Origin of the sequence: Methylobacterium sp. WSM2598, assembly GCF_000379105.1 — a bacterium.
GTDB lineage: Bacteria > Pseudomonadota > Alphaproteobacteria > Rhizobiales > Beijerinckiaceae > Methylobacterium.
Genome location: NZ_KB900609.1, coordinates 2,817,419 through 2,843,469, shown reverse-complemented (window position 1 = coordinate 2,843,469; position 26,051 = coordinate 2,817,419). Strand labels below are relative to the sequence as shown.

24 protein-coding genes and 1 tRNA gene are annotated in these 26,051 nt (G+C 71.5%); 7 read left to right on the top strand and 18 right to left on the bottom strand.

What is annotated here, in order from left to right; translation table 11 throughout:
• Nucleotides 1–8: 8 nt before the first annotated feature.
• The 6 genes from MET2598_RS0113285 to hisC all read right to left on the bottom strand — a co-directional run bounded on the left by MET2598_RS0113285 (nt 9) and on the right by hisC (nt 7,964).
• Complete coding sequence (locus MET2598_RS0113285; protein ID WP_018261158.1) at nt 9–1,292, bottom strand: 2-oxo acid dehydrogenase subunit E2; 1,284 nt, start codon at nt 1,290–1,292, stop codon at nt 9–11.
• Between the two features lie 170 nt (nt 1,293–1,462).
• A complete protein-coding gene (mdeB, locus tag MET2598_RS0113280; protein ID WP_018261157.1) occupies nt 1,463–4,156 on the bottom strand; it encodes an alpha-ketoglutarate dehydrogenase in 2,694 nt (897 codons plus the stop codon).
• Nucleotides 4,157–4,243: 87 nt separating this feature from the next.
• The gene (locus MET2598_RS0113275) at nt 4,244–4,507 is read right to left on the bottom strand and encodes a hypothetical protein (RefSeq protein ID WP_018261156.1); all 264 of its coding nucleotides are present in this window, start codon (nt 4,505–4,507) and stop codon (nt 4,244–4,246) included.
• Between the two features lie 64 nt (nt 4,508–4,571).
• The gene (locus tag MET2598_RS0113270) at nt 4,572–5,759 is read right to left on the bottom strand and encodes a patatin-like phospholipase family protein (protein WP_012334969.1); all 1,188 of its coding nucleotides are present in this window, start codon (nt 5,757–5,759) and stop codon (nt 4,572–4,574) included.
• Between the two features lie 176 nt (nt 5,760–5,935).
• Nucleotides 5,936–6,859, bottom strand: a complete 924-nt coding sequence (locus MET2598_RS0113265; protein WP_018261155.1) for a prephenate/arogenate dehydrogenase family protein — start codon at nt 6,857–6,859, stop codon at nt 5,936–5,938.
• Nucleotides 6,852–7,964 (bottom strand): histidinol-phosphate transaminase, encoded by a 1,113-nt coding sequence (gene hisC, locus MET2598_RS0113260; protein WP_018261154.1) that lies wholly within the window; start codon nt 7,962–7,964, stop codon nt 6,852–6,854. Before hisC ends, MET2598_RS0113265 begins: the two co-directional genes overlap by 8 nt.
• 207 nt (nt 7,965–8,171) lie before the next feature.
• Here hisC and MET2598_RS0113255 point away from each other — a divergent pair, with 207 nt between their 5' ends.
• Together MET2598_RS0113255 and MET2598_RS0113250 are read left to right on the top strand one after the other, a co-directional pair.
• Nucleotides 8,172–8,474, top strand: a complete 303-nt coding sequence (locus tag MET2598_RS0113255; protein ID WP_012334966.1) for a ribbon-helix-helix domain-containing protein — start codon at nt 8,172–8,174, stop codon at nt 8,472–8,474.
• 133 nt (nt 8,475–8,607) lie between these two features.
• The gene (locus tag MET2598_RS0113250; protein WP_012334965.1) at nt 8,608–9,504 is read left to right on the top strand and encodes a LysR family transcriptional regulator; all 897 of its coding nucleotides are present in this window, start codon (nt 8,608–8,610) and stop codon (nt 9,502–9,504) included.
• Between the two features lie 10 nt (nt 9,505–9,514).
• Here MET2598_RS0113250 and MET2598_RS0113245 read toward each other — a convergent pair whose 3' ends face one another.
• The 7 genes from MET2598_RS0113245 to MET2598_RS0113215 all read right to left on the bottom strand — a co-directional run bounded on the left by MET2598_RS0113245 (nt 9,515) and on the right by MET2598_RS0113215 (nt 16,441).
• Nucleotides 9,515–10,087 carry a phenolic acid decarboxylase gene (locus tag MET2598_RS0113245; RefSeq protein WP_330218345.1) on the bottom strand — a complete coding sequence of 191 codons (573 nt, stop codon included), beginning with the start codon at nt 10,085–10,087 and terminating at the stop codon, nt 9,515–9,517.
• A gap of 189 nt (nt 10,088–10,276) precedes the next feature.
• Nucleotides 10,277–11,845 carry a GMC family oxidoreductase gene (locus MET2598_RS0113240; RefSeq protein ID WP_018261152.1) on the bottom strand — a complete coding sequence of 523 codons (1,569 nt, stop codon included), beginning with the start codon at nt 11,843–11,845 and terminating at the stop codon, nt 10,277–10,279.
• Nucleotides 11,846–11,935: 90 nt separating this feature from the next.
• Nucleotides 11,936–12,484, bottom strand: a complete 549-nt coding sequence (locus tag MET2598_RS0113235; RefSeq protein WP_018261151.1) for a hypothetical protein — start codon at nt 12,482–12,484, stop codon at nt 11,936–11,938.
• 40 nt (nt 12,485–12,524) lie between these two features.
• Complete coding sequence (locus tag MET2598_RS0113230) at nt 12,525–12,920, bottom strand: VOC family protein (RefSeq protein WP_012334961.1); 396 nt, start codon at nt 12,918–12,920, stop codon at nt 12,525–12,527.
• Nucleotides 12,921–13,184: 264 nt separating this feature from the next.
• Nucleotides 13,185–14,054, bottom strand: a complete 870-nt coding sequence (gene uraD / locus MET2598_RS0113225) for a 2-oxo-4-hydroxy-4-carboxy-5-ureidoimidazoline decarboxylase (protein ID WP_018261150.1) — start codon at nt 14,052–14,054, stop codon at nt 13,185–13,187.
• On the bottom strand, nt 14,051–14,890 hold the full coding sequence (gene pucL, locus MET2598_RS0113220; RefSeq protein WP_018261149.1) for a factor-independent urate hydroxylase: 840 nt from the start codon (nt 14,888–14,890) through the stop codon (nt 14,051–14,053). Before pucL ends, uraD begins: the two co-directional genes overlap by 4 nt.
• Nucleotides 14,891–15,040: 150 nt before the next feature.
• Nucleotides 15,041–16,441 carry a nucleobase:cation symporter-2 family protein gene (locus tag MET2598_RS0113215; protein ID WP_018261148.1) on the bottom strand — a complete coding sequence of 467 codons (1,401 nt, stop codon included), beginning with the start codon at nt 16,439–16,441 and terminating at the stop codon, nt 15,041–15,043.
• A 160-nt stretch (nt 16,442–16,601) separates the two neighbouring features.
• Between MET2598_RS0113215 and rnhA the strand changes: the two genes are divergently transcribed.
• Nucleotides 16,602–17,267 (top strand): ribonuclease HI, encoded by a 666-nt coding sequence (gene rnhA / locus MET2598_RS0113210; protein WP_018261147.1) that lies wholly within the window; start codon nt 16,602–16,604, stop codon nt 17,265–17,267.
• 107 nt (nt 17,268–17,374) lie between these two features.
• Here rnhA and MET2598_RS0113205 read toward each other — a convergent pair whose 3' ends face one another.
• Both MET2598_RS0113205 and MET2598_RS0113200 read right to left on the bottom strand, forming a co-directional pair.
• Nucleotides 17,375–18,454: a tartrate dehydrogenase gene (locus tag MET2598_RS0113205; protein ID WP_018261146.1), complete on the bottom strand. Its 1,080-nt coding sequence runs from the start codon at nt 18,452–18,454 to the stop codon at nt 17,375–17,377.
• Between the two features lie 73 nt (nt 18,455–18,527).
• Entirely contained in the window at nt 18,528–20,348 is a 1,821-nt protein-coding gene (locus MET2598_RS0113200; protein WP_018261145.1) for a chloride channel protein, read from the bottom strand.
• Nucleotides 20,349–20,542: 194 nt separating this feature from the next.
• On the opposite strand from MET2598_RS0113200, the gene MET2598_RS0113195 reads away from it, so the two are divergent.
• Nucleotides 20,543–20,619 (top strand) — tRNA-His (locus MET2598_RS0113195).
• Nucleotides 20,620–21,338: 719 nt separating this feature from the next.
• On the top strand, nt 21,339–21,677 hold the full coding sequence (locus tag MET2598_RS0113190) for a hypothetical protein (protein ID WP_018261144.1): 339 nt from the start codon (nt 21,339–21,341) through the stop codon (nt 21,675–21,677).
• A gap of 508 nt (nt 21,678–22,185) precedes the next feature.
• On the opposite strand, the gene MET2598_RS0113185 is transcribed toward MET2598_RS0113190, so the two are convergent.
• Nucleotides 22,186–23,148, bottom strand: coding sequence for a PhnA protein (locus MET2598_RS0113185; protein ID WP_018261143.1), 963 nt, complete (start codon nt 23,146–23,148; stop codon nt 22,186–22,188).
• Nucleotides 23,149–23,338: 190 nt separating this feature from the next.
• On the opposite strand from MET2598_RS0113185, the gene MET2598_RS0113180 reads away from it, so the two are divergent.
• A complete protein-coding gene (locus MET2598_RS0113180; protein WP_018261142.1) occupies nt 23,339–24,274 on the top strand; it encodes a YihY/virulence factor BrkB family protein in 936 nt (311 codons plus the stop codon).
• 413 nt (nt 24,275–24,687) lie between these two features.
• Here MET2598_RS0113180 and MET2598_RS0113175 read toward each other — a convergent pair whose 3' ends face one another.
• Both MET2598_RS0113175 and MET2598_RS36435 read right to left on the bottom strand, forming a co-directional pair.
• Nucleotides 24,688–24,885, bottom strand: a complete 198-nt coding sequence (locus MET2598_RS0113175; protein ID WP_018261141.1) for a hypothetical protein — start codon at nt 24,883–24,885, stop codon at nt 24,688–24,690.
• A 34-nt stretch (nt 24,886–24,919) separates the two neighbouring features.
• The gene (locus MET2598_RS36435; RefSeq protein WP_442918993.1) at nt 24,920–25,807 is read right to left on the bottom strand and encodes a spermidine synthase; all 888 of its coding nucleotides are present in this window, start codon (nt 25,805–25,807) and stop codon (nt 24,920–24,922) included.
• Between the two features lie 29 nt (nt 25,808–25,836).
• Between MET2598_RS36435 and MET2598_RS0113165 the strand changes: the two genes are divergently transcribed.
• Entirely contained in the window at nt 25,837–26,040 is a 204-nt protein-coding gene (locus tag MET2598_RS0113165) for a hypothetical protein (RefSeq protein WP_018261139.1), read from the top strand.
• Nucleotides 26,041–26,051 lie beyond the last annotated feature (11 nt).

The window sequence follows — 26,051 nt, the reverse complement described above, 5'->3', positions numbered from 1 at the left end:
CGGCGATCCTACAGGATCGCCCGGCGGATGTCGGCGAGGGTCTCGGCCACGTGGCGCAGGAAGCGGGCCGCCGCGACGCCGTCCACCACCCGGTGGTCCCAGGACAGCGTCAGGGGCAGGATCAGCCGGGGCTGGAAGAGCGCGCCGTCCCAGACCGGCTCGATCCGGGCCGGCGCCGCCCCCAGGATCGCGACCTCGGGCGCGTTGATGATCGGCGTGAACCCGTCCCCGCCGACGCCGCCGAGGGAGGAGACCGAGAAGCAGCCCCCCTGCATCGCCTCGGCCTTCAGGGTGCCGGCGCGGGCCTGCGCGGCGAGCTCCGCCATCTCGGCCGCGATGGCGACGATGCCCTTGCGGTCGCAGTCGCGCACCACCGGCACGACGAGGCCGCGCGGGGTGTCGGACGCGAAGCCGACATGGACGTAGTCCCTCAGGATCAGGTCGCCGCCGTCCAGGGCGGCGTTGAAGCGGGGATGAGCCCGCAGGGCCGCCGCCGCCGCCTTCAGCAGGAAGGCCGTCATGGTGACCTTGACGGCAGGCTGGCGGGGCTCGCCGTTGAGCTCGCGCCGGAAGGCCTCGCTCTCGGTCACGTCCGCGTGGTCGAAGTTGGTGACGTGCGGGATGGTGAGCCAGTTGCGCGCGAGGTTCGGCCCCGAGAGCTGCTGGAGCCGCGAGAGCGGCTCCCGCCGCACCGGCCCGAACTTCTCGTAGGCCACCTGCGGCCAGGCCGGCAGGCCGGCCCCGATGCCGGTGGCCGGGACCGGCGCGGGCGGGGCCGGCGGGCGGGCAAGGCTCCCGCGCACGTAGGCCTGGACGTCCTCGCGCAGGACCCGGCCGGCGGGGCCGGTCGCCGGCACCGCGTCGAGGGGCACGCCGAGTTCCCGCGCATAGGCGCGCACCGCCGGGGTGGCGTGAATCGAGGCCGCGCCGTCGGCGGGCAGCGGGTCGGCGGCGGGCGGCTCGGGCGGGCTGGGCGGCTCGGGGTAAGCGGGGCGCGGCGCGGCGGGGGCCGCCGCGGGCGATTCGCGCGGCGCGGGGGCGGGGGCCTCGCCGGAGGTGTCCAGGGTCAGGATCGGCGTGCCGGCCGAGACCTTGCTGCCGATCGCGACGAGGAGTTCGGCCACCACGCCCGCCACCGGCGAGGGCACCTCCATCGTGGCCTTGTCGGACTCGAGGCTGATCAGCCGGTCGTCCACGGCGATGCGGTCGCCGGGCTTCACCAGGATCTCGACGATGGGCACGTCGGCGAAGTCGCCGATGTCGGGGACGGTGACGGGCAGGCGGGTGCTCATGCGGCGGGGTTCGGGTGAGAGGCGCGGGAGGCCGACGACGCGGCCGCGGGGTCCCCCTCCGGGGAGGAGCCCTGGGGTCCCCTCCGGGGAGGAGCCCTGGGGTCCCCTCCGGGGGAGGGACCCCGCGGCGATGCCGGCGAGCGGGTTGCGGAAAGCTGGTCGTGAGCGGATCACACCGTCCAGGGCGGCGGGGCCTCGGGATCGAGCCCGTAGCGGGCCACCGCCTCGGCCACCTTCGCGCGCGGCAGCGCGCCCTCGTCGGCCAGCGCCGTCAGCGCCGCCACGACCACGTGCTGCCGGTCGACCTCGAAGAAGCGGCGCAGCCGGTTGCGGGTGTCGCTGCGGCCGAACCCGTCCGTGCCGAGCGCCACGAAGCGGCCCTCGACGTAGGGCGCGATCAGCTGCGGATAGGCCCGCACGTAGTCGGTCGCCGCGATCACCGGGGCGCGGCCCGGCAGGAGTTCGGCCACGTGGCTGCGCGGGGCCGGCGCCTCCGGCTTCAGCCGCGCCGCCCGCGCGGCCGCCTGCGCGTCCCGGGCAAGTTCGCTGAAGCTCGTGGCGCTGAACACCGTCGCCCCGATCCCCCATTCCTCGGCGAGCATCCGGGCCGCCGCGATCACCTCGGGCAGGATCGCACCCGCGCCGAGGAGCCGCACCTCGCCCTCCTGCCCGAAGGCGGCGCAGCGGTAGAGGCCGCGCAGGATGCCCGCCTCGACCCCCGCCGGCATCGAGGGCTGGGCGTAGTTCTCGTTCATGGCGGTGACGTAGTAGAACTCGTCCTGCCCCTCGGCCATCATCCGCCGGGTGCCGTGGTCGAGGATCACCGCCATCTCGTACGCGAAGGCGGGGTCGTAGGCGCGGCAATTCGGGATGGTCGAGGCCACCAGCAGGCTCGACCCGTCCTGGTGCTGCAGCCCCTCGCCGCCGAGCGTGGTGCGGCCGGCCGTCGCCCCGATCAGGAAGCCCCGCGCCCGCTGGTCCGCCGCCGCCCAGATCAGGTCGCCGACCCGCTGGAAGCCGAACATCGAGTAGTAGATGTAGAAGGGCAGCATCGCCAGCCCGTGCACGCTGTAGGACGTCGCCGCCGCCACCCAGGACGAGATCGCCCCCGCCTCGGTGATGCCCTCCTCCAGGAGCTGCCCGTCGCGGGACTCCTTGTAGTACAGCATCGAGCCCGCATCCTCGGGCTCGTAGAGCTGGCCCTGCGGCGAGTAGATGCCGACCTGCCGGAACAGGTTGGCCATGCCGAAGGTGCGGGCCTCGTCGGCGACGATCGGCACCACCCGCGGCCCGAGCTCCTTGTGGCGCAGCAGGCCGCCGAGGATGCGCACCGCCGCCATCGTGGTCGACATCTCCTTGCCGTCCGCCTCCAGCGCGAAGGCGCTGGTCGCGGCAAGGTCAGGCACCGCGACCGGGTCGGCGGTGCGGCGGCGCTTCGGCAGGACGCCGCCCAGGGCCTGCCGGCGCGCGCGCAGGTAGCGCAGCTCCGCGCTCTCCTCCGGCGGCCGGTAGAAGTCGAGGCGCTCGACCTCCGCGTCCGAGAGCGGCAGCGCGAAGCGGTCGCGGAAGGCCTTGAGCGCGTCGGTGTCGAGCTTCTTGGCCTGGTGGGCGGTCATGCGCGACTCGCCCGCCCCGCCCATGCCGTAGCCCTTCTTGGTCTTGGCCAGGATCACGGTCGGGCGGCCCTTCGTGGCCTTGGCCGCCGCGAAGGCGGCGTAGAGCTTGCGGAAATCGTGGCCGCCGCGCTTGAGCCGGTCCACGTCCGCGTCCGACATGTGCGAGACCAGCGCCTTCACCTCCTCGTCCTCGCCGAAGAAGTGCGCGAGGTTGTAGGCCCCGTCCTTGGCCCCGAGGGTCTGGTACTTGCCGTCGACGGTGGCGGCGAAGCGGCGCAGCAGGGCGTGGTTGGTGTCGCGGGCGAAGATCGCGTCCCACTCCGAGCCCCACAGCACCTTGATGACGTGCCAGCCGGCGCCCCGGAAGGTGCTCTCCAACTCCTGGATGATCTGGCCGTTGCCGCGCACCGGCCCGTCCAGGCGCTGCAGGTTGCAGTTGATCACGAAGGTGAGGTTGTCGAGCTTCTCGCGGGCCGCCAGGGCGAGGCCGGCGATCGATTCCGGCTCGTCCATCTCGCCGTCGCCGAACACGCCCCAGACGTGGCGGCCCTCGGTGTCGGCCAAGCCGCGGTCGCGCAGGTAGCGCATGAACCGCGCCTGGTAGACGGCGTTGATCGGCCCGATCCCCATCGAGCCGGTCGGCACCTGCCAGAAATCCGGCATCAGCCAGGGATGCGGGTAGGAGCAGAGGCCCGACCCGGCGATCTCCTGCCGGTAGTGCCGCAGGTTCTCCTCCGAGAGCCGCCCCTCCAGGAAGGCGCGGGCGTAGACGCCCGGGGCCGAGTGGGGCTGGAAGAAGACGAGGTCGGCGCCCGCCCCGGTCGCGTCGCCCGCCTTGAAGAAGTGGTTGAAGCCGAGCTCGAAGAGCTCGGCCGCGGAGGCGTAGCTCGCCACGTGGCCGCCGAGTTCGCCGTAGGCCATGTTGGCCCGCACCACCATGGCGAGGGCGTTCCAGCGCATGATCGAGGTCAGGCGTTCCTCGAGGGCGAGGTCGCCCGGATAGGGCGGCTGCTTCTCGAGCGGGATCGTGTTGCGGTAGGGCGAGTAGGGCGGCGCCTCGTCGACGAGGCCGATCGCCTTGGCCTTCTCCTCCAGCCGGTCGAGGAGGAAGCGGGCCCGCTCGGGCCCGGCATGGCGCACCACCGATTCGAGGGAGGCGAGCCAATCGGCGGTCTCGCCCGGATCCGGGTCGGCGACGCCGCGGGGCCCCACGATCGGCGTCGGGTTGGGCTTGGCGCTGGCGCTCATCGGCTCTCCTCCCGGGATCTTCGCATCTTGAAAAACGGCATTGCGCATGCGGGGGCGAACTGCAAGCGCCGGACCGCGGCCGGCGCGTCAGGCGCGGATCTCGGGGCCGAGCCGCGCGACGGCCAGTCTCGGCACGGCGAAGCCGACCAGGTTGGAGATCGCCATGCCCCGCATCGGGCTCTCGACGGCCGCCGAGAGGTTCCATGCCGCCACGAGATCCAGCCGCGAGCGGAAACCGACCTGAACGTCCCCCGTTCCGCAGGCCAGGGCGTCGATCCCGACCTGGGTCGTCTCCGAGAGGGACGGCGCATCTCGTCCTCTCGGCCGCCCGCGGCGCGTCGTCTCGTCCAATGCCGTGCGGGGCTCGGCTCGGCAAGGATCCGCGGCGGGATCGCCGCGGGTCCGCGCCTGATCGCTACCGCAGCTCCGCCTGCCTCTCCACCTGCGCGTCCCGCGGCAGAGTCGTCTCCCACAGCGACCCGGAGCGGGCCTTCGCGTAGCCGTCCTCGAACAGGCTGCGCATGTAGGCGGTGTCGAAGCCCTGGTCGGCCGCGACCTCCGGGATGCCCCGGTCGATGTAGGTCAGGTTGAAGCCGATCCCGTTGCGGCGGGCGAAGGCCGCGGTGCTGGCGAGCGTCGCCCGCGAGCGGGCGCGGCCCACCGTCGAGAGGGTGCGGGACGCGATGGAGAGGGTCCGGTTCTGGACGAGGTCGAAGCTCGGCTCGATGCGGCCGTTGATCACCACGTAGATGTTGGGCTTGCCGCGGCCGCGGACGATGCGGGAATCCTGCGACAGGAAGGATTCCGGCAGGGTGAAGACCGGCGTCGCCACGGCGCCGTCGACGTGCATCTCCTGGAAACCGTGGCTGCCCGCCTGGGCGTCGATCAGCATCGGCGGGAAGACCGCCGGCACGCTGGCGGAGGCCGCGAGCACGTCGCGGAACAGGGCGACGGCGTTCGGCTGGCCGCTCGCGGCGATCGCGCCCATGTCCCAGATCACGGCGCGCTGCGCGTCGAGATTCGTCGTCACGACGAGGAGCCGGCGGCCCTTGCGGTGCTCCTCGGCCACCTGGGCGAGGATCTCGGGCGTGACGTAGCGCCCGACGAGGTCGCGCAGGCGCTGGTCCGCGAAGAGCCCGTCGCCGAGCAGGATGTTGAGCGGGTTCGGGGACTGGACCAGGGTCGAGGCGATGCCGCTGGTGTAGATCTCCCGCAGGGTCGGGTCGTAGGCCGGTCCCAGGAAGGCGAAGGGTGCGATGAGGGCGCCGGTCGATACCCCCGAGACGAGGGTGAAGACCGGCCGCCGGCCGGTCTCGCTCCAGCCGTTGAGCACGCCCGCCCCGTAGGCGCCGTCCCCGCCGCCGCCCGAGAGGGCGAGGTAGGTGAAGGGCTCCTTCTGGGCGACGGCCGCCCGGCTCACCTCCGCGAAGGCGGAGGCCGGGGCGTCGGCCCAGTAGCGGATCGTCGGCGCCTGGCCCGGCACCGTGGCGACCGCGGCCTCCGCGGCCGTGTAGGGCGCCCGCGGGATCGAGGAGCAGGCCGCGATCGGCGCGGCGACCAGCGCGGCGAGGAGCCCGCGCACCGGATGCGATCGATGGAACACCGGGAACTCCGCCGTCAGGCTCGTGCGCCGCCCCGGCCGGACTCTGGGGGAGCCGGCCCGGAATGGCAACGCTTATGGCAAAGCTTGAGGACGGAAAGGGTTCCCTCGGGCCGGGGCGTGGCGGCGATGCATCGGCGGGAGGGGGGCGGACGAGCGCCCCTCCGCGAGGCCGGCCCTCAGCCCTTCCGGCGCCCGAAATCCGGCTCCGCCGTCTCCTGGCCCATCGCCACGATGCCGCGGCGGATGGCGCGGGTGCGGGTGAACAGGGCGTGCAGCGCGTCGCCGTCGTCCCAGCGGATCGCCCGCGCCAGCGCCGCGAGGTCCTCGTTGAAGCGGCCGAGCATCTCCAGCACCGCCTCCTTGTTGGTCAGGAAGACGTCGCGCCACATGGTCGGGTCGGAGGCGGCGATGCGGGTGAAGTCGCGAAACCCGCCGGCCGAGAACTTGATCACCTCGGACTGGGTCACGGTCTCGAGATCCGCCGCCGTGCCGACGATGTTGTAGGCGATGAGGTGCGGGACGTGGCTGGTGATGGCGAGCACGAGGTCGTGATGGGCCGCGCTCATCGTCTCGACCACCGAGCCCATCCCTTCCCAGAATGCCCGCACCCGCGCCACCGCCGCCGGATCCGTGCCCTCGGGCGGGGTGAGGATGCACCAGCGGCCCTGGAAGAGGGTGGCGAAGCCCGCATCGGGCCCGGATTGCTCGGTGCCCGCCACCGGGTGGGCCGGCACGAAGGCGACGCCCTCGGGCAGGTGCGGCGTCACGGCGGCCACCACCGCGCCCTTCACCGAGCCGACGTCCGACAGGATCGCGCCCGGCCGCAGGGCGCCCGCCAGCGCCGCCGCGACGGGCCCGACCGCGCCGACCGGCACGCACAGGATGACGAGATCGGCCCCGGCCGCGCCCTCCGCGGGGTCGTCCGTGGCGTGATCCGCGAGGCCGAGCGCGCGGACGCGCTCCAGCACCGCCGGGTCGCGGTCGATGGCCACGATGGTCTCCGCGAGGCCGTACTGGCGCGCCGCGCGGGCGATCGAGGAGCCGATCAGCCCGAGCCCGACCAGGGCGAGCCGGCCGATCCGCTGGGGGGCCTCACGCATCGGGGTGGTCCTTCACGAAGGCGCGCAGGGCCGCGATCACCGCCTCGTTCGCCTCGGCCGAGCCGATCGTCATGCGAAGCGCGTGAGGCAGGCCGTAGGCGGCGACGCGGCGCAGGATCAGGCCGCGGGCGGTGAGGAAGGCGTCGGCCTCGGCGGCGCCGCGTCCCGGCGCGTCGGGGAAGTGGATCAGCACGAAGTTGCCGACGCTCGGCGTCACGGACAGGCCGATCTCGGTGAGCGCGCGGGTCACCTTCGGCAGCCATTCCTCGTTGTGGGCCACGGCCGCCGCGATGTGGGCGTCGTCCGCCACCGCGGCGGCGCCCGCCGCGATGGCGGGGCTGCCGAGGTTGAAGGGGCCGCGGATGCGGTTGACCGCGTCCGCCACGGCCGGCGGGGCCACCATCCAGCCGATCCGCAGGGCCGCGAGCCCGTAGGCCTTCGAGAAGGTGCGGGTCATGACTACGTTCTCGGATTCGGCCACGAGTTCGAGCCCGGCCGCGTAGTCGTTGCGGCGCACGTACTCGGCATAGGCCGCGTCGAGCACCAGCAGCACGTCGCCGGGCAGCCCGGCGTGGAGCCGGCGCACCTCGTCGAAGGGCAGGTAGGTGCCGGTCGGGTTGTTCGGGTTGGCGAGGTAGACGATGCGGGTGCGCGGCGTGACCGCGGCGAGGATCGCGTCGACGTCCGCGGTGTGGTCGCGCTCGGGGGCGACGACCGGCGTGCCGCCCGCCGCCAGGATGGCGATGCGGTAGACCAGGAACCCGTATTCCGAGTAGATCCCCTCGTCGCCCGGCCCCATGAAGGCGTAGGTGAGGAGCGACAGCAATTCGTCCGAGCCCGCCCCGCAGACGATGCGCGCCGGGTCGAGCCCGTACTTGCCCGCGATGGCGCGGCGCAGGGCCGTCGCGCTGCCGTCGGGGTAGAGTTCGAGGTGGGACGCGGTCTCCCGCATCGCCGCGACCGCGGCGGGGCTCGGCCCGAGCGGCGTCTCGTTCGAGGACAGCTTGTGGAGCTTCACCCCGGCCGGCGCCGCGCTCTTGCCCGGCACGTAGGCCTCGATCGCGAGGACACCGGGGCGCGGGACGGGGCGGAGGGCGGCGGACATGACGGGTCTCGGCAGCTTCGACGGAAGCCGCCCGTCTAGAACATGTCGGCAGCCAGGGGAACAGCCGCGGCGGCGGGCCTCCCCGGACGCCGGAGCCGGCCGCGACGCTGCGGCAGGGCCGCGACGCTGCGGCAGGGCCGCAGCCGCGGCGGCTTGCCCGGCGGCCACGGGGTTGGCTAGGCTTCCTCCGAACTCGGGAGGACGCCCATGTGCCGCATCTTCGCGGAGCAGCCGCCGGAGAACTACGCCTGCGAGACCCGCTCGCTGCGCATCGGCGGCCACTGCACCTCGCTGCGGCTGGAGACCGCCTTCTGGACCATCCTGGAGGACATCGCCCGGCAGGAGAATCTCAGCGTGGCCAAGTTCGCCACCAAGCTGCACGACGAGGTGATGGAGCGCCACGGCGAGGTGCGGAACTTCGCCTCCCTGCTGCGCTGCTGCTGCCTGATCGCCCTCGCCCGGGGCGGGACCGGGCGGTTCGGGGCGCCGGTGCTGATGGCGGCGGAGTGACGGGGGCGGCCGCCCCCGTCCGGGTCGCCGCGCGGGCCTGCGCGCCAGCCGGCCCCCTCGGCGCCGGGCGGCCGGACGGGCTCGCCTCTCCGGCGCGGGAGCGGCGGCGCGGCCCCATGGCGGTCCTTCCCGCATGAGGTCCGTCCCGAGAACCAGCGTCGAGCAATGGGCCGTGCTGCGCGCCGTGGTCGAGGCGGGCAGCTTCGCGCGGGCGGCGGAGCACCTGCATCGCAGTCAATCCTCGGTGAGCTACGCCGTCGCCCAGCTGCAGGAGCGCCTCGGCCTCGCGCTCCTGGAGAGCGAGGGGCGCCGCGCGATCCTGACGGAGGCCGGCCGCGCCCTGCTGGCCGAGGCCGCGCCGCTGATCGACGACCTGGTCCGGCTGGAGGAGCGCAGCCGCTTCCTCGCCGCCGGGCACCAGGCCGAAATCCGGCTGCTGATCGACAGCCTCTTCCCGCGGCAGCGTCTGTGCGACGCCCTCGCGGCGTTCCGCGACGCGCACCCGCATGTCCGCGTCGACCTGCGGGAACTCGTGCGGCAGACCGCCCCCGACCCGCTCGACGCGCCCTTCGACCTCGCCGTCACGGTCTGGGATCCGCGCGCGCGGGCCTGCCGGCGCTTCCTCACCGTCGAGCTCTTGGCCGTCGCCCATCGCGACCACCCGCTGCACGCGCGGGGGGGCGGCCCGCTGACCCAGGCCACCCTGTCGCGCCACTGGCTCGTGTTCATCCAGGGGCAGGGCTGGCCGGGGCAGGGCCGGGGCCGCGCCACGGAGGGGCCCGCCCCCGCCGAGCGGCAGATCTGGCACGTCGACACGGTCGAGGCGGCCGTGGCGGTGGTGTGCCGCGGGCTCTGCTACGGCTGGCTGCCGCGCCATCTGGTGGCCGAGGACATCGCCGCGGGGCGACTCCTGCCCCTGCGGCTCGCGGCCGGCAGCACGCGGCTGATCCCGCTCGGCCTGATCCACGCCGACGAGGAGCAGGCCGGCCCGGCGACCCGTGACCTCGCCGGCCTGCTGATGCGCGACTGATCGCCGATCGTCAGTTCTGCCGCGCGGCGTACCCGTCCGGCAGGTCGGCCGGCGCGCAGGCGATCACCTCCTGGTTGTCGATGCCGCAATCCTCTAGGAACGTGACCGAGGCGAACTCGTCGACCACCAGCTTCGGGTAGGTCGGGCCGGCATCGCGGTACTGGCGCATCCTGTCGAGATGCTCGTTCTGAAAGCAGACGGTCCGCTTCGGATCCTGGGCGATCCATTGCGGGAAGAAGATCACGCCGTGGATGCGGCGCTCCTCGAAGTTCACGGCGACGCTCACCGTCGTCCCGGTCGGCTCATCCCAGGAGATCTTCACCACCTCGTCGGAGAGTCGGACGATATGGGCGACCTGATCGCGAACCCAGCGGCCGCCGACGATGCCGCTGTGGATGCGGTAATCGATCGTCCGCTCGTTCTTGATATACATCTCGTACTGCCAGCCGTTCTCATAGGTATAGATGAAATGCTTGCCCAGGAAGGGGGCAATCTCTTCTCTCCTGGTGGAGGCAAACAGGTCCGACATCGCAATCTCCTCGGCTCGGCCCGGCACGGGCATCGCTGGGGAGAGGGCTACCATCGAGATTGTCGGGTCAAAAGCGCAATTTCCGGCGGTTTCTCATCGGGAAATCCGATGATGGCGGGCCGACGCGCCCGGGGGCCTCGGCGACGCTCCTCCTCGTGCGGATCGGCGCCGGCCGCGACGCGGCCGATCCGGCCCGGGCGGTGCGATCGCCAGCCCGGGCCCGCTCGCGCGGCGCGGCCCGGATCAGATCTCCCGCCGCTGCATCGCGCCCGCGATGTGGTCCGCCTGCCGCAGCGCCAGGGCCACGATGGTCAGCGTCGGGTTGCAGGCCGCGCCGCTGGTGAACTGGCTGCCGTCCGAGACGAACAGGTTCCCGACGTCGTGGGTCTGGCCGAACTTGTTCACGACGCCGTCGCGCGGCCGCGCGCTCATGCGGTTGGTGCCCATGTTGTGGGTGCTCGGATAGGGCGGGGTCGGGTAGGTCACGGTCGCGCCCACCGCCTCGTAGACCGCCGCGCCCTGCCGGTAGGCGTGGTCGCGCATCGCGACGTCGTTCGAGTGGTCGTCGAAGTGGACGTGCGCGACCGGCATCCCGTGCGCGTCCTTCTGCACCGGGTCGAGGGTGATGCGGTTCGACTCCTGGGGCATGTCCTCGCCGACGAGCCACATCCCGGCCATGCGCGGATACTGCTCCATGGCGCTGGTGAAGCTGCGCCCCCAGGCGCCCGGGTTGAGGAAGGCCGCCATGAAGGGCAGGCCGAGGGAGAGCGTCTCCATCTCGTAGCCGCCCGCGAAGCCGCGCGACGGGTCGTGGCGCGCCTCGTCGCGGATGATGCCCGCCATGGTGGTGCCGCGGTACATGTGGACCGACTTCTCGAACACGCCGTAGACGCTGCCGGTCATGTGCCGCATGTAGTTGCGGCCGACCTGCCCGGAGGAATTGGCGAGCCCGTCCGGGAACAGGGACGAGGCGCTGTTGAGGAGGAGGCGCGGGCTCTCGATCGAGTTGCCGGCCACCGCGACGATGCGGGCCTTCTGGCGCTGCAGCGTTCCGGTCTCGTCCGCGTAGACGACGCCCGTCACCTTGCCGGAGGCATCGTGCTCGATGCGGAGCGCCATGCAGCCCGGGCGGACCTCCAGGTTGCCGGTCGCCTCGCCGCGGGGGATCTCGGCGATCAGCGTCGACCACTTCGCCCCCGACTTGCAGCCCTGGAAGCAGAAGCCGATCTGCTGGCAGGCGCCGCGGTCGTGGCGCTCCTGGCTGTTGATCGCCATCCGGCCGGTATGGACCTCCCGGTAGCCGAGGCGGCGGGCGCCGGCCTCAAGCACCTTGTAGTTGTTGTTGCCGGGCAGGCCCGGGATGCCGTTGGTGCGGGTCACGCCCATCCGGTCCTCGGCCTTCTCGTACCAGGGGTCGAGTTCGGCCCGGGTGATCGGCCAGTCGAGCAGGTTGGCGCCCGGGATCGCGCCGTAATGGTCGCGGATGCGGAACTCGTGCTCCTCGAAGCGCAGCGAGGCGCCGGCCCAGTGCACGGTCGAGCCGCCCACCGCCTTGACGATCCAGGCCGGCAGGTTGGGGAAGTCCCGCGCCACCCGCCAGGAGCCGGAGGTGGTGCGCATGTCCGTCCAGGCGAGCTGGGCGAAGCTCGCCCACTCGTCGTTGACGAAATCCTCCATGTTGTGCCGGGCGCCGGCCTCCAGGATCACGGTCCTGATGCCCTTGAGCGCCAATTCGGTGCCGAGCGTGCCGCCGCCCGCGCCCGAGCCCACGATGACGACGAGCCCGTCGTCGTTCAGGTCGAATCCGGCCATGGTTTCCTCCGCTGGCGCCGGCGGGCCGCGTCGTCCGCGGTCTCGCGCCCGGGCGCGCCTCATTCTTCGTTGGCGTCGGGCGGCCGGTCCTCAGACCTTCGGCAGCCAGTCGATGTCGTTGAAGCCGCGGGCGATGTAGCCGCCCTTGTCGGCCGAGGAGCCCTCGTAGCCGAACTTCGCCCACAGGTCGGGCTGGTTGTAGAGCGAGACGACGAGGTCGGCCCGGAGCGCCTTGAAGAAGGGCGTGTGCGCGACGGCCTGGAGCAGGACGACCCGGTCGGCCTCCCAGCCGACCTGCGCGTAGGGCACCTTGTGGCGGGTGCGGGCGTCCTCGTCGAGGCGGCGGATCCCCTCGGTGAGGAGCTGCCGCGTCGCCGGGTCGGCGGCGGCCTTGGCGTCCCAGGGCTTCACGGCCGCGATGTAGGAGCTGTCGGCGAGGAAATCGTGCGGGTAGATGTCCCGGGCGATCTTCACCAGCGTCTTGAGGTCGGAGGGGGTCAGGGCGGCGGCGCCCTCGGCCCAGGCCTCCTCGACGCAGAGGCCCGCGCCGGAGGCGATGGCGGCGGCCGGGGCCGCCGCGGCGGCGGATTGCAGGAAGCTGCGCCGGCTCACGCGCCGGCGCGGATCGACTTCTCTCATGGGGTTTCCTCCGGATGTAGTGTTGTTTGGAATCGGCGGCTCAGCCGAAGCGCCCGCCCTTCTGGATGACCTCGATCCGGTAGCCGTCCGGGTCGGTCGCGAAGAAGAACCGGGCGAGCGTGCGGCCCTGGTGCTGGAAGTCCTTCACGGGGGTCGCGGGCAGGCCCTCGCGCACGAAGCGCGCATGCTCGGCCTCGACGTCGTCGACCACCACCGCGAGGTGGCCGTAGCCGTTGCCGATCTCGTAGGGCTCCTGCCGGTCGAAATTGACGGTGAGTTCGAGTTCGAAGGGCGAGGCCGGGTCGCGCAGGTAGACGAGGGCGAAGGTGTCGAACTCGAACCGGTCCGCGACGTCGAGCCCGAAGGCCTTGGCGTAGTAGTCGCGCGAGCGGGCCTCGTCGCGCACGCGGATCATCGAGTGAACGGGCTTGGCCATCCGGGGACCTCTCCTGAGGGAACCGGCCCTGCCGGCCGGCGCTGGGCGGGAGAGTAGCGCGGCGCCGCGGCCCGTGGTGGTAGCCGGCTGTGGCGGGGAGGGGCGGCGCGCGGGGCGCCGGCGGATGCGCGCCCTCGGGCGGCGAGCGCCTCCGCGCTTCTCTCGAGCGGATGCCAGCGCCGGGCCCGCCCGATCCGCCGGGACGGCGCCTTCGGGACGGCGCCTTGCCGAGGTGAGATCCGCTTCGGTCGCGCGGAGTCCGGATCAGCTGCCGCGATACACCGTGTAGCTCCACGGCGTCGCGATCATCGCCACGTGGTAATGGCCCTCCGGCTCGTCGATGCCGAAGCGGATCGGCACCGTCTCCAGGAAGAGGGTGTCCACGGAGGGGGCGACCCGCTCCCGGAAATAGGGGCCGATGTCGAACTCGATCTCGTAGCGCCCGACCCGCAGGGGCGCCCCCGAGAGGAGCGGCGTGTCGGTGCGGCCGTCCGCGTTGGTGGTGCGGGTGTCGAGCAGGGTGCGGCCGGCGCGGCCGAGCGCGTAGAAGCGCAGGGCGACCCCGGCGGCGGGCCGCCCGCCATGCGTGTCGAGCACGTGGGTCGAGAGCTTGCCGGTGGTCGGGGGCGGGCCCGGCCCGTCGACCCGGTCCACGAGGCGCAGCCGCGCGATGTGGCCGATCTCGGTCAGCGCCGCGGCGAGTTCCGCCTCCGGCGCGCGGGCGAGCCGCGCCTCGAACCCGTCCAGGATGGCGTCGAGGCTGCGGCGGCGGACGCAGAGCACGAAGGGGAAGCCGAACCGCGCCCGGTAGGCTGCGTTGAGGCGCGCGAAGGCCTCGGCCTCCGCTCCTCCCAGCCGGTCGAGGCCCGCCCCCGCGTGCTCGGCGGCGGAATCGGGCGCGAGCGCCCCGGACCCGGCGAGGTCGGGGAAGCCGCGCACCAGGGCGCGCTGCGCCTCCGGGTCGGCGGCGCGGATGGCCTGCGCCAGGGCGGCGTCCAGGGCCGCCACCGTCGCGAAGGGGCGGGCCGCCGCGGCCCGCTCCCCCACCCAGGACGCCCCCTCGAACAGGTCCCCCGCGAAGGCGGCGAAGACCTCCGGCGGGGCGGCGTTGAGGACGTCGAGCGTCGTCCTCATCGGCCCACCGTGCACTCGATCTGGCCGTGCGGCTCGTCGGTCGCCACGAAGACCTGATTGTCGTTGTCGAGGCCGAAGCGCGCGAGGTCGACCAGCAGGTAATGCTTGTTCGGGCAGGCCATGCTGATCGTCTCGATCTCGGGCACCGCCGCCAGCGCCGCCCGGCCCATCCGGTAGAGGCTGTCCTGGATGCTGTGGCTGTAGGTGGTGGCGAAGACCTTGAGCAGGCTGTCCAGGATCCGCGCATTGGCGGCCGGGTAATCCGCCGGCGGGCGGCCCCACAGCCAGGACGCCTCCATGCTGGTGGCGGCGAGCCGGTCGTGCGTCTCGGAGAGCGTCGTGTAGGGGTCCTTGACGTAGTTGGCCCAGCCCGATTCCGTGGTCTTCAGGAAGGTGAAGCCCGAGAGGCCGGACTCGATGGTGAGCGCGCCGCCCCGGGCCATCGTCACCTTGGCGACGGAGGTGCCGTTGCCGTCCAGGGTGAAGGCGTGCGGGTGGGGCTCCCCGTCGAGTGCGAGCCTGGACCAGCGGGTCTCGTGGGCGGTGACGGTCGCGGTCTCGACCATCGCGTAGGCGTCGATCAGGCGCCGGGCCACCGCCCGGCAGAACTCCTCCGGCGCCAGGGTCATGCTCTCGCGGGCCACGATGTTCACGACGTTCTTGACCGTGTCGGTGGAGACCGTGGTCGAGTTGTCCGCCCGGGTGAAGGCCGGGTCGAAGCCGCCGGTCAGCATGGCCTGGACGGTGAGTTCGCGCACCTCGTGGCGCGCCCCGTCCCGGTGCACCCGCATCACGCGGACGCGGCCCTTGCCGTAGGTCTTGTGCAGGAGGGTCATGGCTCGCTCGGTCTCCCGGGTCGCTCGGGCGGGTCATACGACATCCGACTGATGGCTTCGCCATGCGGATGTCGGCTTCGCTCAGGCGCCGCGCTCAGGCGCCGCGCAGGCTTGTGATCCGGGATCCGCTTCGATCAAGCGGATCCCGGATCAGACGTGCTCGGCGACGGCCGCCACCGCGGCGGCGTCGCGGCGCGCGGCCTCGGCGCCGCCGAGCCCGTTGAAGAAGGCGTTGAGCAGCACCGCCGCGATGGCGGAGAGCAGGATGCCCGATTCGAGGAGCGGGTGCAGCGCGTGCGGCAGGTTGCGGAAGAAGCTGGGCGCCACGAGCGGGATCATGCCGAAGCCGACCGCGATCGCCACCACGAACTGGTTCCTGGGCCGGGTGCGGAAATCGACCGCCGTGAGGATGCGCGCGCCGGTCGCCGCGACCATGCCGAACATCACGAGGCCGGCGCCGCCGAGCACCACCTGCGGCACGGCCTCGACCAGGGCCGCCATCTTGGGCAGCAGCCCGAGCCCGACCATGATCAGCCCGCCCGCCACGGTGACGAAGCGCGAGCGCACCCCGGTGACCCCGACGAGGCCGACATTCTGAGAGAAGGACGTGTACGGGAAGGTGTTGAACAGGCCCCCGAGCAGGGTGCCGAGCCCGTCCGCCCGCAGGCTGCGCGCGAGGTCCTCCCGGTCGACCGGCCGGCCCGTCATCTCGCCGAGCGCCAGGAACATGCCGAGCGACTCGATCATCACCACCACCATCACCACGCACATCGTGGCGACGGGCACGAGGCGGAAGGTCGGCAGGCCGAAATGGAAGGGCAGGACGAGGCCGAACCAGGGCGCCGCCGCCACCTTGTCGAGGTGCATCAGGCCGAGGGCGGCCGCGAGGAGCGAGCCCGCCACGATGCCGACCAGCACCGCGACGTTGGCGAGGAAGCCCTCGCCCCACCTGATGAGGGCGAGGATGACGAGGAGGACGAACAGGGCGATGCCGAGCCCGGCGAGCTGGCCGTAGGCCGGGTTGGGGAAGCTGCCCGGCACGCCGTCGACCACGCGGGTGAGCGTCGGCAGGCCGCCGCCGGCCCAGTTGATGCCGACCCGCATCAGCGAGATGCCGATCACCAGGATGACGGTGCCGGTGACCACCGGCGGGAACAGGGGCAGGAGCCGGCCGACATAGGGGGCGACCAGGAGGCCGAAGATCCCCGCCCCGATCACCGCGCCGTAGATGCCGAGGAGCCCGATCTCCGGGGCGGCGGCCATCGCGAGCATCGGGCCGACCGACGCGAAGGTCACGCCCATCATCACCGGCAGCCGGATGCCGATGCCCGGGAGCCCGACGCATTGCACCAGGGTGGCGAGGCCGCTGGCGAAGAGATCGGCGCTGATCAGGAAGGCGACCTCCTCGGGCCGCAGGGTGAGGGCGCGGCCGATGATGAGCGGCACCGCGACGGCGCCCGCATACATCACCAGCACGTGCTGCAGCCCGAGGGGGACGAGCCTGGCCAGCGGCAGCCGCTCCTCCACCGCATCGGCCGTCCGTGTCGTCATGGCAGCACCCCTCTCGGCAATCGACCGGCCGGTGGCGCCGGTCTCCTTACGGAAGCGCCGGCAAGGAGCGTGCCAGGGATGGGGCCGCGCGGTGGCGGATTCGTTCAGCGTCTCGTGGCAAGATGCGACGCCCGAGTCACGGTGAAAGAGTCGAGTGCCCATGCGAACCATCGTCTACGCCGACGGCGGCTGCGACCCCAATCCCGGCCCGGGCGGCTGGGGCGTCGTGATCCTGGCGCCGGAGGGCCCGGTCGAGCTCTGCGGCGGGGACCCGCGCAGCACCAACAACCGCATGGAGCTGACGGCGGCGATCAGCGCGCTCGAGCATTTTCCCGAGGGCGCCGCGATCGAGATGCGCTGCGACAGCCAGTACGTGGTGAAATCCGTCACCGAGTGGCTGCGCGGCTGGAAGGCCAAGGGCTGGCGGACCACGACCGGCGAGGTGAAGAACCGCGACCTGATGGAGCGCCTGGACGCGCTCAACGCGCGCCGGGACGTGCGCTGGGTCTGGGTGCGGGGCCACGCGGGCGAGGAAGGCAACGAGCGGGCCGACCGGCTCGCCGCCGAGGGCCGCCGCCGGGGCCTCGGGCTGCCGCCCCGCGAGGACGCGCCCGCCGCCCCGGCCCCGAGGCCCGAGGCGCCCCGCGGCCCCTCGCTCCCGATCGACGGCGCCCTCGGGCTGCTGCTCAGCCGCGCGGCGAAGCAGGCGGGCGTGACGCCCCAGGCGCTCATGGAGGAGGCGGTGCGGCTCGCCCTCGATCTCGGGCCGGAGGGCGTGGCGCGCGTGCGGGCGGAATTGCGGGCCCGCAAGGCGCCCGCGGCGTGAAGGCGCCCGCGGCGTGAGCGCATCGGCGGCGACGGGGTGACCGGCCGCGCCGGGGGCCCCGACGGGCCGCCGGGTCGCGGGATGAGGCAAGCGGCCGCTCTCGCCGCTCAGCCCAGCGCCTCCGCCACCGCCTGCCCGCAGGCCCCCGTGTCGGCGTTGCCGCCGAGATCGCGGGTGCGCAGGGTGCGCTCGGACAGGACGCGCTCGATCCCCGCCACGATCTCGGCGGCGGCCTCCCGCTCGCCGAGATGCTCCAGCATCATCGCGCCCGACCAGATCTGGCCGATCGGGTTGGCGATGCCCTGGCCGGCGATGTCCGGGGCCGAGCCGTGGACCGGCTCGAACAGCGACGGGAAGCGGCGGTCCGGGTTGATGTTGCCGGAGGGCGCGATGCCGATCGTGCCCGTGCAGGCCGGCCCGAGATCCGACAGGATGTCGCCGAACAGGTTCGAGGCCACCACGACGTCGAACCGGTCCGGGTTCAGCACGAAATGCGCCGTCAGGATGTCGATGTGGTACTTGTCCCAGCGCACCTGCGGGTAGCGGGCCGCCATCGCCTCCACCCGCTCGTCCCAGTAGGGCATCGTGATCGAGATGCCGTTCGACTTGGTGGCCGAGGTCAGGTGCTTCTTCGGCCGCGACTGCGCCAGCTCGAAGGCGAAGCGCAGAACCCGGTCGGTGCCGTGGCGGGTGAAGATCGATTCCTGCACGGCGAATTCCCGCTCCGTGCCGGCGAACATCCGCCCGCCCGCGTTGGAATACTCGCCCTCCGTGTTCTCGCGCACGACCCAGAAGTCGATGTCGCCGGGCTTGCGGTGGGCGAGCGGGCAGGGAACGCCGGGCATCAGCCGCACCGGGCGCAGGTTCACGTACTGGTCGAAGTCGCGGCGGAACAGGATCAGCGAGCCCCACAGCGAGACGTGGTCCGGGATCTTCTCCGGCCAGCCGACCGCGCCGAAGAAGATCGCGTCGTGTCCCTCGACCTGCGCGCGCCAATCCTCCGGCATCATGCGGCCGTGCTTGGCGTAGTAATCGTAGGAGGAGAAGTCGAACCAGCTCTGCTCGAGGGTGAAGCCGTGGCGCTTGGCCGCCTGCTCCAGCACGCGGATCCCCTCCGGCACCGTCTCCTTGCCGATCCCGTCCCCGGGGATCACGGCGATGCGGTAGTGGCGGGGCGTGGCGGACATGGCGTGTCTCCCGGATCGGTTTGCTCCCCGGCCTCGCGCATCCGGGCGCGCCGGTCAATCGCAAGCCGCGGGCTCAGCCCACCTCGCCGACCGTGGCGGCCCGCTGTCGGTCGAGTTCCTCGCTGTAGCGGCGCAGGGTGTGCTTCTCGGTGAGCAGGCCGATCACGCGGGCGTGCTGGGGGCTCTCGACCACCGCCAGGGCCTCGCTCTCGGAACTGTCGAACAGCGCGGCGGCCTCCTTGGCGTTCATCTGCGGCAGCAGCACGTCGGTGTGGCAGCGCAGGATGTCGGCGACCCGCATGGTGCCGGCCTTCTCGTCGATCGGGGCGGCGTGCGCCTCGGGCACCAGCACGATCCCGGCATAGAGCCCGGCCTCGTCGGTGGCGACGACCTGGCTCACGGAGCCGAGCGGGAAGGCGCGCCGGAAGGCCGCCAGCGTGGTGTCGGCCCGGACGGTGCGCACCTCCCGGCGCATCATCTGGCCGACCGTGAGGCTGCGGATCCAGCCGATGTCGTGGGCGCTGCGGATGCTCTCGCCCCGCAGGTGGAAGCGCCAGGTGGCGAAGGAGTAGCCGAAGGTCTTGCGCACCGTGAGGGAGGAGGCGATCACCGCCGCCAGCACCAGCGCGGTCACGGCGAAGTCCCCGGTCATCTCCAGGGCCAGGAAGGTCATGGTGAGCGGCCCGCCGATCACCGCGACCGCGAGCGCGCTCATCCCGACGATGGCGTAGGTGGTGGGCGGCAGCGCCGTGGCGATGAGCGGCGGCATCAGGATCGCGTAGGCCTTGCCGGCGACGGCGCCGAGGAAGAGCGAGGCGAAGAACAGCCCGCCCCGGAAGCCGGTGCCGATCGAGACCGCGGAGGCGAGGGCCTTGGCGCAGAACAGCCCGATCAGCGCGCCCGCGCCGAGGACGGGCCCGTCCTGCGCGAGGTTGAGGTGGAGCGCCCCGTGCCCGGCCGAGAGCACCTGCGGCGAGGCGGCGAGCGCCAGGAGCCCGACCAGGACGCCGCCGAGGGCCGGGCGGGCAACGGTCGGCACGCCGCTGCGGCGCACGCTGGCCTCGATCAGGGTCACCCCCTGCATGATCAGGATGCCGAGGCCGGCGCAGAGGAGGCCGAGCCCGAGCGTCGGCAGGTAGTCGGCGGGGGTCACGGGCGGGGTCGGGTCGAGGGTGATGGCGGGCGGATGCGGCAGGACGGAGCCGGCCACCAGGGCGCCGACCAGGGCCGAGACCACGACCGGGGTGAGGGAGGCGACCGCGTAGGTCCCGATGATCAGTTCGAAGGCGTAGAAGGCGCCGGTGAGGGGGGCATCGAAGGCCGCCGCGATGGCGGCGGCCGCCCCGCAGCCGACGAGCACCCGCATGTCGGAGCGCCGCAACTCGAAGCCGAGCCCGAGGCGGGAGGCGAGCCCGGCCGAGAGCTGGGTGTAGCCGGCTTCCAGGCCGACCGAGGCGCCGCAGCCGTTCGAGATCAGGTTCTGGAGCGCGACGAGCACGGAATCCCGCAGGCTGAGGCGCCCGCCATGCAGGGCGTTGGCCTCGATCGGGTCGACCACCGGCCGCCCCGGCCCGCGCCGGAGCCGATTGCCGAAGCGGAGGACGAGGCCGAGCAGCAGGCCGCCGAGGGCCGGCGCGGTGAGGACGAGGAGGGCCGGCAGGGCGGGCGCGGCGCTGAGCCTCCCGTCCGCGGAGAGGCCGAAGATCAGGCGGTGGAGCCCCTGCGTGGCGAAGGCCATGGCGCTGACCGCGAGCCCGGCGAGGCAGCCGACCAGGATCGCGAGGCCGACGAGCCCGACCTCGCTGCCGCGCACCAGGGCGCGCAGGCCGCCGGGGGCCTGGACGACGGGGCCGTCGGTGAGGGAGCGTCGGAGGGTCTCGGGCTTCGCCGTCATCGGGCCGTGGGGGCGGGTGGCGGGCGTCCGGGCCGCGGGGCGGGACGGCACCGGGTGTTTAGGGGGATGCGGCGCCGAGGTCGACGGGTTTTCGCGCCGCGTCCTGCGATCACGGGCGGCCGCATTTCCGGACCGGAATCGCCCGCGCCCGCTTGTCAGCGGCCTCCGCCCGGATTACACAGCGCCCCACGTCGGCCGCCATAGCTCAGTTGGTTAGAGCGCTAGATTGTGGATCTAGAGGTCCCCCGTTCGAGCCGGGGTGGCGGTACCACCTAATTCAGATTTACTTTCAGAGCCTTACATAGGGTCGCCTCGCTGGGCGGCTATCGCGTTTCTTCGATGTGACGGCACCGTGACGGCACGAAATACACCGATCTGATCGACTGCGGCATTCAAGCGCGCCAGGACTGCGTCCACGAGGCGGTGCGGTTTGAATGCGAGTGGAAGGCTGGCGGCTGGATGAGGGTAGCGGCTGCTCACGCTTGCTCGGCGATCAAGTTGGAATGCGAGAGGCATATCGCTCAGGCTTGCAAACTTTTAATCTGCAGGTCCTGGGTTCGAGTCCCAGCGCGCTCACCACAGATTTTGCCCGCCCGGTCAATGACTTGGCGGGCTTTTTCATGACCCTCCCTTGCCCTTTCCGTGTTGCAACGGCGTGCAACTCGACTCCTGAATTTACAACGGGTTACGACCGGGCGTCGGAGGCTCCATGCAACACGGATGCAACACGAAGCCAGCCTTCTCAGCGCTCCGGAGGCAGCTCACAGGGCTCCTCTCGTCATGTCGGTCGAGCAATGCGCCGGCTCTCACAGCGCCTCAGGACGGGCGTGGGCGACCATCTATCGGACGTGCTGGCCGGGGCGCAGGGGAGGGCGAACTGCCCACCATGTAGCCGCCGCTCGCTTCTCAAGCAGTGAACTCCGGCCCAGTCCTGGTGCGTCCGGGAGCGTCCCGGCGTAGCCTGCCGTGTGGCTGCGGAGGGCGAAGCTCATGGGTCCCGCACTGCTTCTTGAGACGCTCGAAGCCCGCATGACTGCGGTCGCCCAAGCCCTCGAGCACTTGACCTCGGGTGGCAATCCCGCGGCCGAAATCGAGAACGTCCGAGCCCAGCTTCTCGAGATCCTGCAGCTCGTCGAGCGTGATCCCGGCATCAATGCCGCGGCGGATGATCTCTACTCCTGCGCCCGCGCGTACGCCGCAGCGGAGGCGGATGAGCCAGGGGTAATGGGCCGCCGAAAGCGGCTCCTGAACGAGGCGTACTCACGGCTCTGGCACAGGCTCGGAATGGCGCACCTGGGCTCGGATGGTGTGAGAACGGCACCGGAGTGAACGAGTCGGCCGAGCTGATACCAATACGCCGCGACCAGGGGCGGGTCGACGTTCGACGGCCTGCCAATGTTCACCAACCATTCCGGGCTTGCCCAGGCGGTGGCCGGGCCGGATCACTCCCGGCTTGTTCGGCTATGCGCCACTTCCAGACCTTCGAGCGGTGAAGCCGGGAGGGCCGCTCGACATCCAACAGCGGCCCTTCGAAATCGGCAGTTGCACCTCTGGCACTGCCGCCGATTCGCGTAAGGGCGGCATATGGAACGCGAAACGACCTCTCGGGGCAGTTATCCTGAGTTTCTCGCGCAGGGCTCGGCGGCGCTCGCAGTAGAGATCTGACCTTGCCCCCTGGCCTTCCCTCATTCTGAAGCTAGCGGTCTCGAAGGCGCGCTTGTCGATGCGCGCGGTCTCCTCGACGACGGGGAACAAGGTCGTCTCGCCGGCCTCGACCTGTGCGCCCGAGACCGTCCCGACGGCTCCCGGCCCGGCCAGGCCAAGCTGTCGCCGCTTCTCATGACCGGCGCTGCAGTGGGCCGAGCCTCAGCCCCGTCAGGGTCGGCTCGACCGCACCCAGCCGGCCGCCGAACCACGACGCCACGGCACCGAGCAGGAGAGCGAGGAAGCCGAACAACGCACCACGAGAGACAGCCTTGCGCGTGACCTCGGCGGCCCGCCTGGCCTGCTCCTTGGCGTTGTCGACCGCCTGCCGGTACTGCTGCTCGTATTGCTGGACTTGCTGCTTGGCTTGGTCGGGCGAGATGTTCTGCGCCTTGGCCAGCGCGTCGGCCGCCCGGTTCCGAGCCGCCTCAGCCTGGGCCTGGTCGCCGGTCACGGCCGCGCGTACCGCCGCAACCGCAGCATCCTTGGCGGCGGCGGGATCCTGGCCGGCCGAGGCTCCACGCACCGACTGCTCGATGGACGAGAACGGGTCACTGACCTTCGACAGGGACGGCGCAGCCGCCTGTGCCGCCGTTTGCACCGCGCCGCCGGCCGTGTTGGCAAGCCCGCCGGCGACGCTGCTGAGCGAGTTGAAGGCACCGCCCAGCACGCCACCGACCGTCGAGGACAGCAGGTAGAAGATCACCAGGGTGGTCAGCGCCCAGGCGGTGAGACCATGCCAAGCCGCCGTGTTCTCCTTCGGCTTGCCCGAGAGCCGGCCTGCCGCGTAGGCACCGGCGAACGAGGCGATCACGCCCGAGAGCGTCCACCAGATCCCCGCCCCAATCGAGAAAGTAGTCGCCGAGGGATTATCGCCGCCGGCTGCGTCGAGCGAGGCCGCCCCGATGCCGAGACCCAGCAGGTTGATCAGCAGCTGCACGACGAGAGCGACGACGACGCCCGCGAGGACCGCGCCCCAGGACACCTGGTTGAGCATGATCGAGCGCACGTCCTCGGCCGGCGTTGCCGGGCTCGTGTGCGGGGCGTCGTGGTCACCGCGGTTGCGCGGGGTGTCAGGGCGAAGATTGTCAGCCATGGCCAGCTCCGAATTGTGATGCTCGGCCACACGCTGTGGCGCCGTTTCAGAAGCGAAACGGCCCGACTATGAGGAAGTTCGTTTTCCTTGACGGAAATGAACGGTCAAGATTATTATGTGCCGGGGTGAATGAGCTACGCTGGGACGACGTAATCGTCCTGTTCTCGGCCGATGATTGTATAAGGTTTGCATGAGTGAACCGGTCTGCGACGCGGCTGAGCCGAGTGCCATTTCTGGAGAGGGCTGGGGCAGCATCCTGCGGCGGCTCGCTCGCTCGCTGACAGGCGAGGACATCTGGCTGCGCTCGGCGGGCGTCGCCTTCTACACCCTGCTGGCTGCTGTTCCGGCCCTGGCCGTCCCGGTCTCGGTGTACGGCCTGGTCGCCGATCCGTCCGCCGTGCGCGATCCCATCCAGATGCTGGGCGGGTTGCTGCCGCCCGAGACAAGCCGCTTCCTGGCCGATCAGATGCAGGCCGTGGCAACCAGCTCCAAGGCGAACCTCGGCGCGGGGCTCGGCGGCGCTGTTCTCGCAGCACTCTGGGGTGGTCGCTCAGGCGCCTCCGCGATGGTTGCCGCCGTTACCGTGGCTTACGGCGAGCGCGAGCAGCGCAGCTTCTTGCGACGCGAGCAGGTGGTCCTCACGGTCGGGCTGACGACGCTCGTGTTCGTCGCGCTGGCCTTTGTCCTGGTCGCGTTCCTACCGCTCGCGGTCGCTGCGATGGAGATGACGCGTGAGCAGCAGACGCTGATCCGGCTCGGACGCTGGCCCGGGCTCGCCGCCCTGATGGTGCTGGGTCTCGGCCTTCTCTACCGATCTGCGCCGAGCCGGCGACCGGCCAAGTGGCGGTGGGTGAGTGCGGGTGCGGTCGTTGCCACCGGCCTGTGGCTCGCAGGCTCGGCCGGGTTCTCGTTCTATGTGGAACGCGTCGGCTCCTACAACCACGCCTTCGGCACGCTTGGGGCAGTGATGCTTCTGCTGACCTGGCTGTTTCTTTCAGCGTTCGTGGTCCTGCTCGGTGCGGAGCTGAATGCGGAACTGGAGCGTCAGACGACGCGGGACACGACCGAGGGTGTGGAGCGGCCGGAAGGCCAGCGTGGGGCCACCGCAGCCGACACGACAGCGTGAGGCGGAGTAACCAGATGCCGCATGGGAGGATTGTGGGCTGCAAGTGAATGTAGCTGTTCTACAGGCGGCAAACCAACCCTGCCAGGCCGGGGCCGCCGGCGCTCGCAAAAGCGCGCGTATGGAACGAGAGAAGCCCGCCCAGGATAAGAGGCGGGCTGAAGGTCGCGACTGGTGCAGCGATCGCGTCTCCGCTGTTGAGCGCTTCCGCAACGGCGACATCAAGCACATCCCAATCGTAGCCGCAATCTTAGCACTGTAACGTCCAAAATATCTTCGCCGGTCCTCCGACCAGATGCTGATCGGGTTTGCACTGGGACGTAACCGAACCAGCGCGTGCAGATGAGCTGACCGCGGTATGATCAAGCTGTGGTACGCTTGCCTTCAAGGAGGCCGGGGATGCGGGACGAACTCCGTCACTTGATCAGCGTGATCTGGAGGGCATCGTTCTGGATGAAGGGTTCGCGCGCGAGCTGGCCGAGATCGAGCACCAGTGTCAGCAGGACGGCAATCCGTCTGTCGCGTGCGGGATGCAAGCTCTCAGCCGCATGCACCGGGTCAAGGGCATAGAAGGGCGCGCCAAGCTTGCAGGGCTCTGCGCGCAGTACGCTCACATCCTACACGAGAGCGCCTAGAGGTCCGGGATCCTCATCGCGCCACCCGATGGCGTGTCTCAGCCCCTTGCCGAGTGCGTCGCGGCCTTGGTGAAGGATCGCCGTGGTCGGGATATCCAGCCTGAGCGTTGCCCTCGACACGTGCCGAGCCTGGGGCCGTGGGCCACGCGAACGGGGCGGACGAGCCCTTCGCGTGGGTGGCGAGCCAGAGGACGTGCCGGCGGCCGCTCGTCCCGTTCGAGCGCACTCGGATCTCGTCCACCTCGAAGCCCGTGTTCTGCAAGCGCGCCTTGAACTTGCGGTCCGGGCTGCCCGACCACACAGCCAAGATGCCGTTCGGGCGCAGCGCGTAGCGGGCGCGCTTCAGGCCCCAGACATCGTAGAGGCGGTCGTTCTCCGGGCGCGTCAGCCCGTCGGGTCCATTGTCGACATCGAGCAGGATAGCATCGTAGTCGGCCGGCACCTGCTGGATCACGCGCTTGACGTCGTCCTCGCGCACTTCGACCCGCGGATCGTCGAGGCTGCCCTCGAACACGTGGCTCAGCGGACCACGCGCCCACGCCACGACGGCCGGCACCAACTCTGCCACGACGATCCGTGCGTCCGGTCCCAGCGCCGTGAGCGCCGCGCGCAACGTGAAACCCATCCCAAGCCCGCCGATCAGGATCTTGGCCCGTGGGCGATCCTGCAGACGAGCACAAGTCAGGGTCGCCAGTGCGGCCTCGGATGTGCATTCACGATTGCTCATCAACTCGATGGAGCCGACGCAAATCTTGAACTCATGACCGCGCTGCATCAGGCGCATCGGTTCGCGTTCGCCCGGAATGGCGACGCTATCCAGTTGAACCCATTCGATCACAGGAGGGAGCCTCGGATTGGCTTGAGGAGGAGTGCTGTCCAGCAGAGAGCCGTTGATGGCCACGAAAGCCTGATCGTGCCAAGCTGTCAGCGATGACCGACAGCAGCCTGTACCCCTTCGCGATCGAAGTTTCACCGCTCACTAAGCCTAAGGGCCACTTCGGCTGGGCGATCCGCAAGCACGGCAAGCTCCTGGAACGGTCTGACCGGCCGCATGAGAGTGAGGCCAAGGCACACGCTCAGGCGCTCGCGGCGGTGGAGCGGGCAATCCGGGGCGAAGATACCCGCCGGCGCTGAGCGTGCGTGCT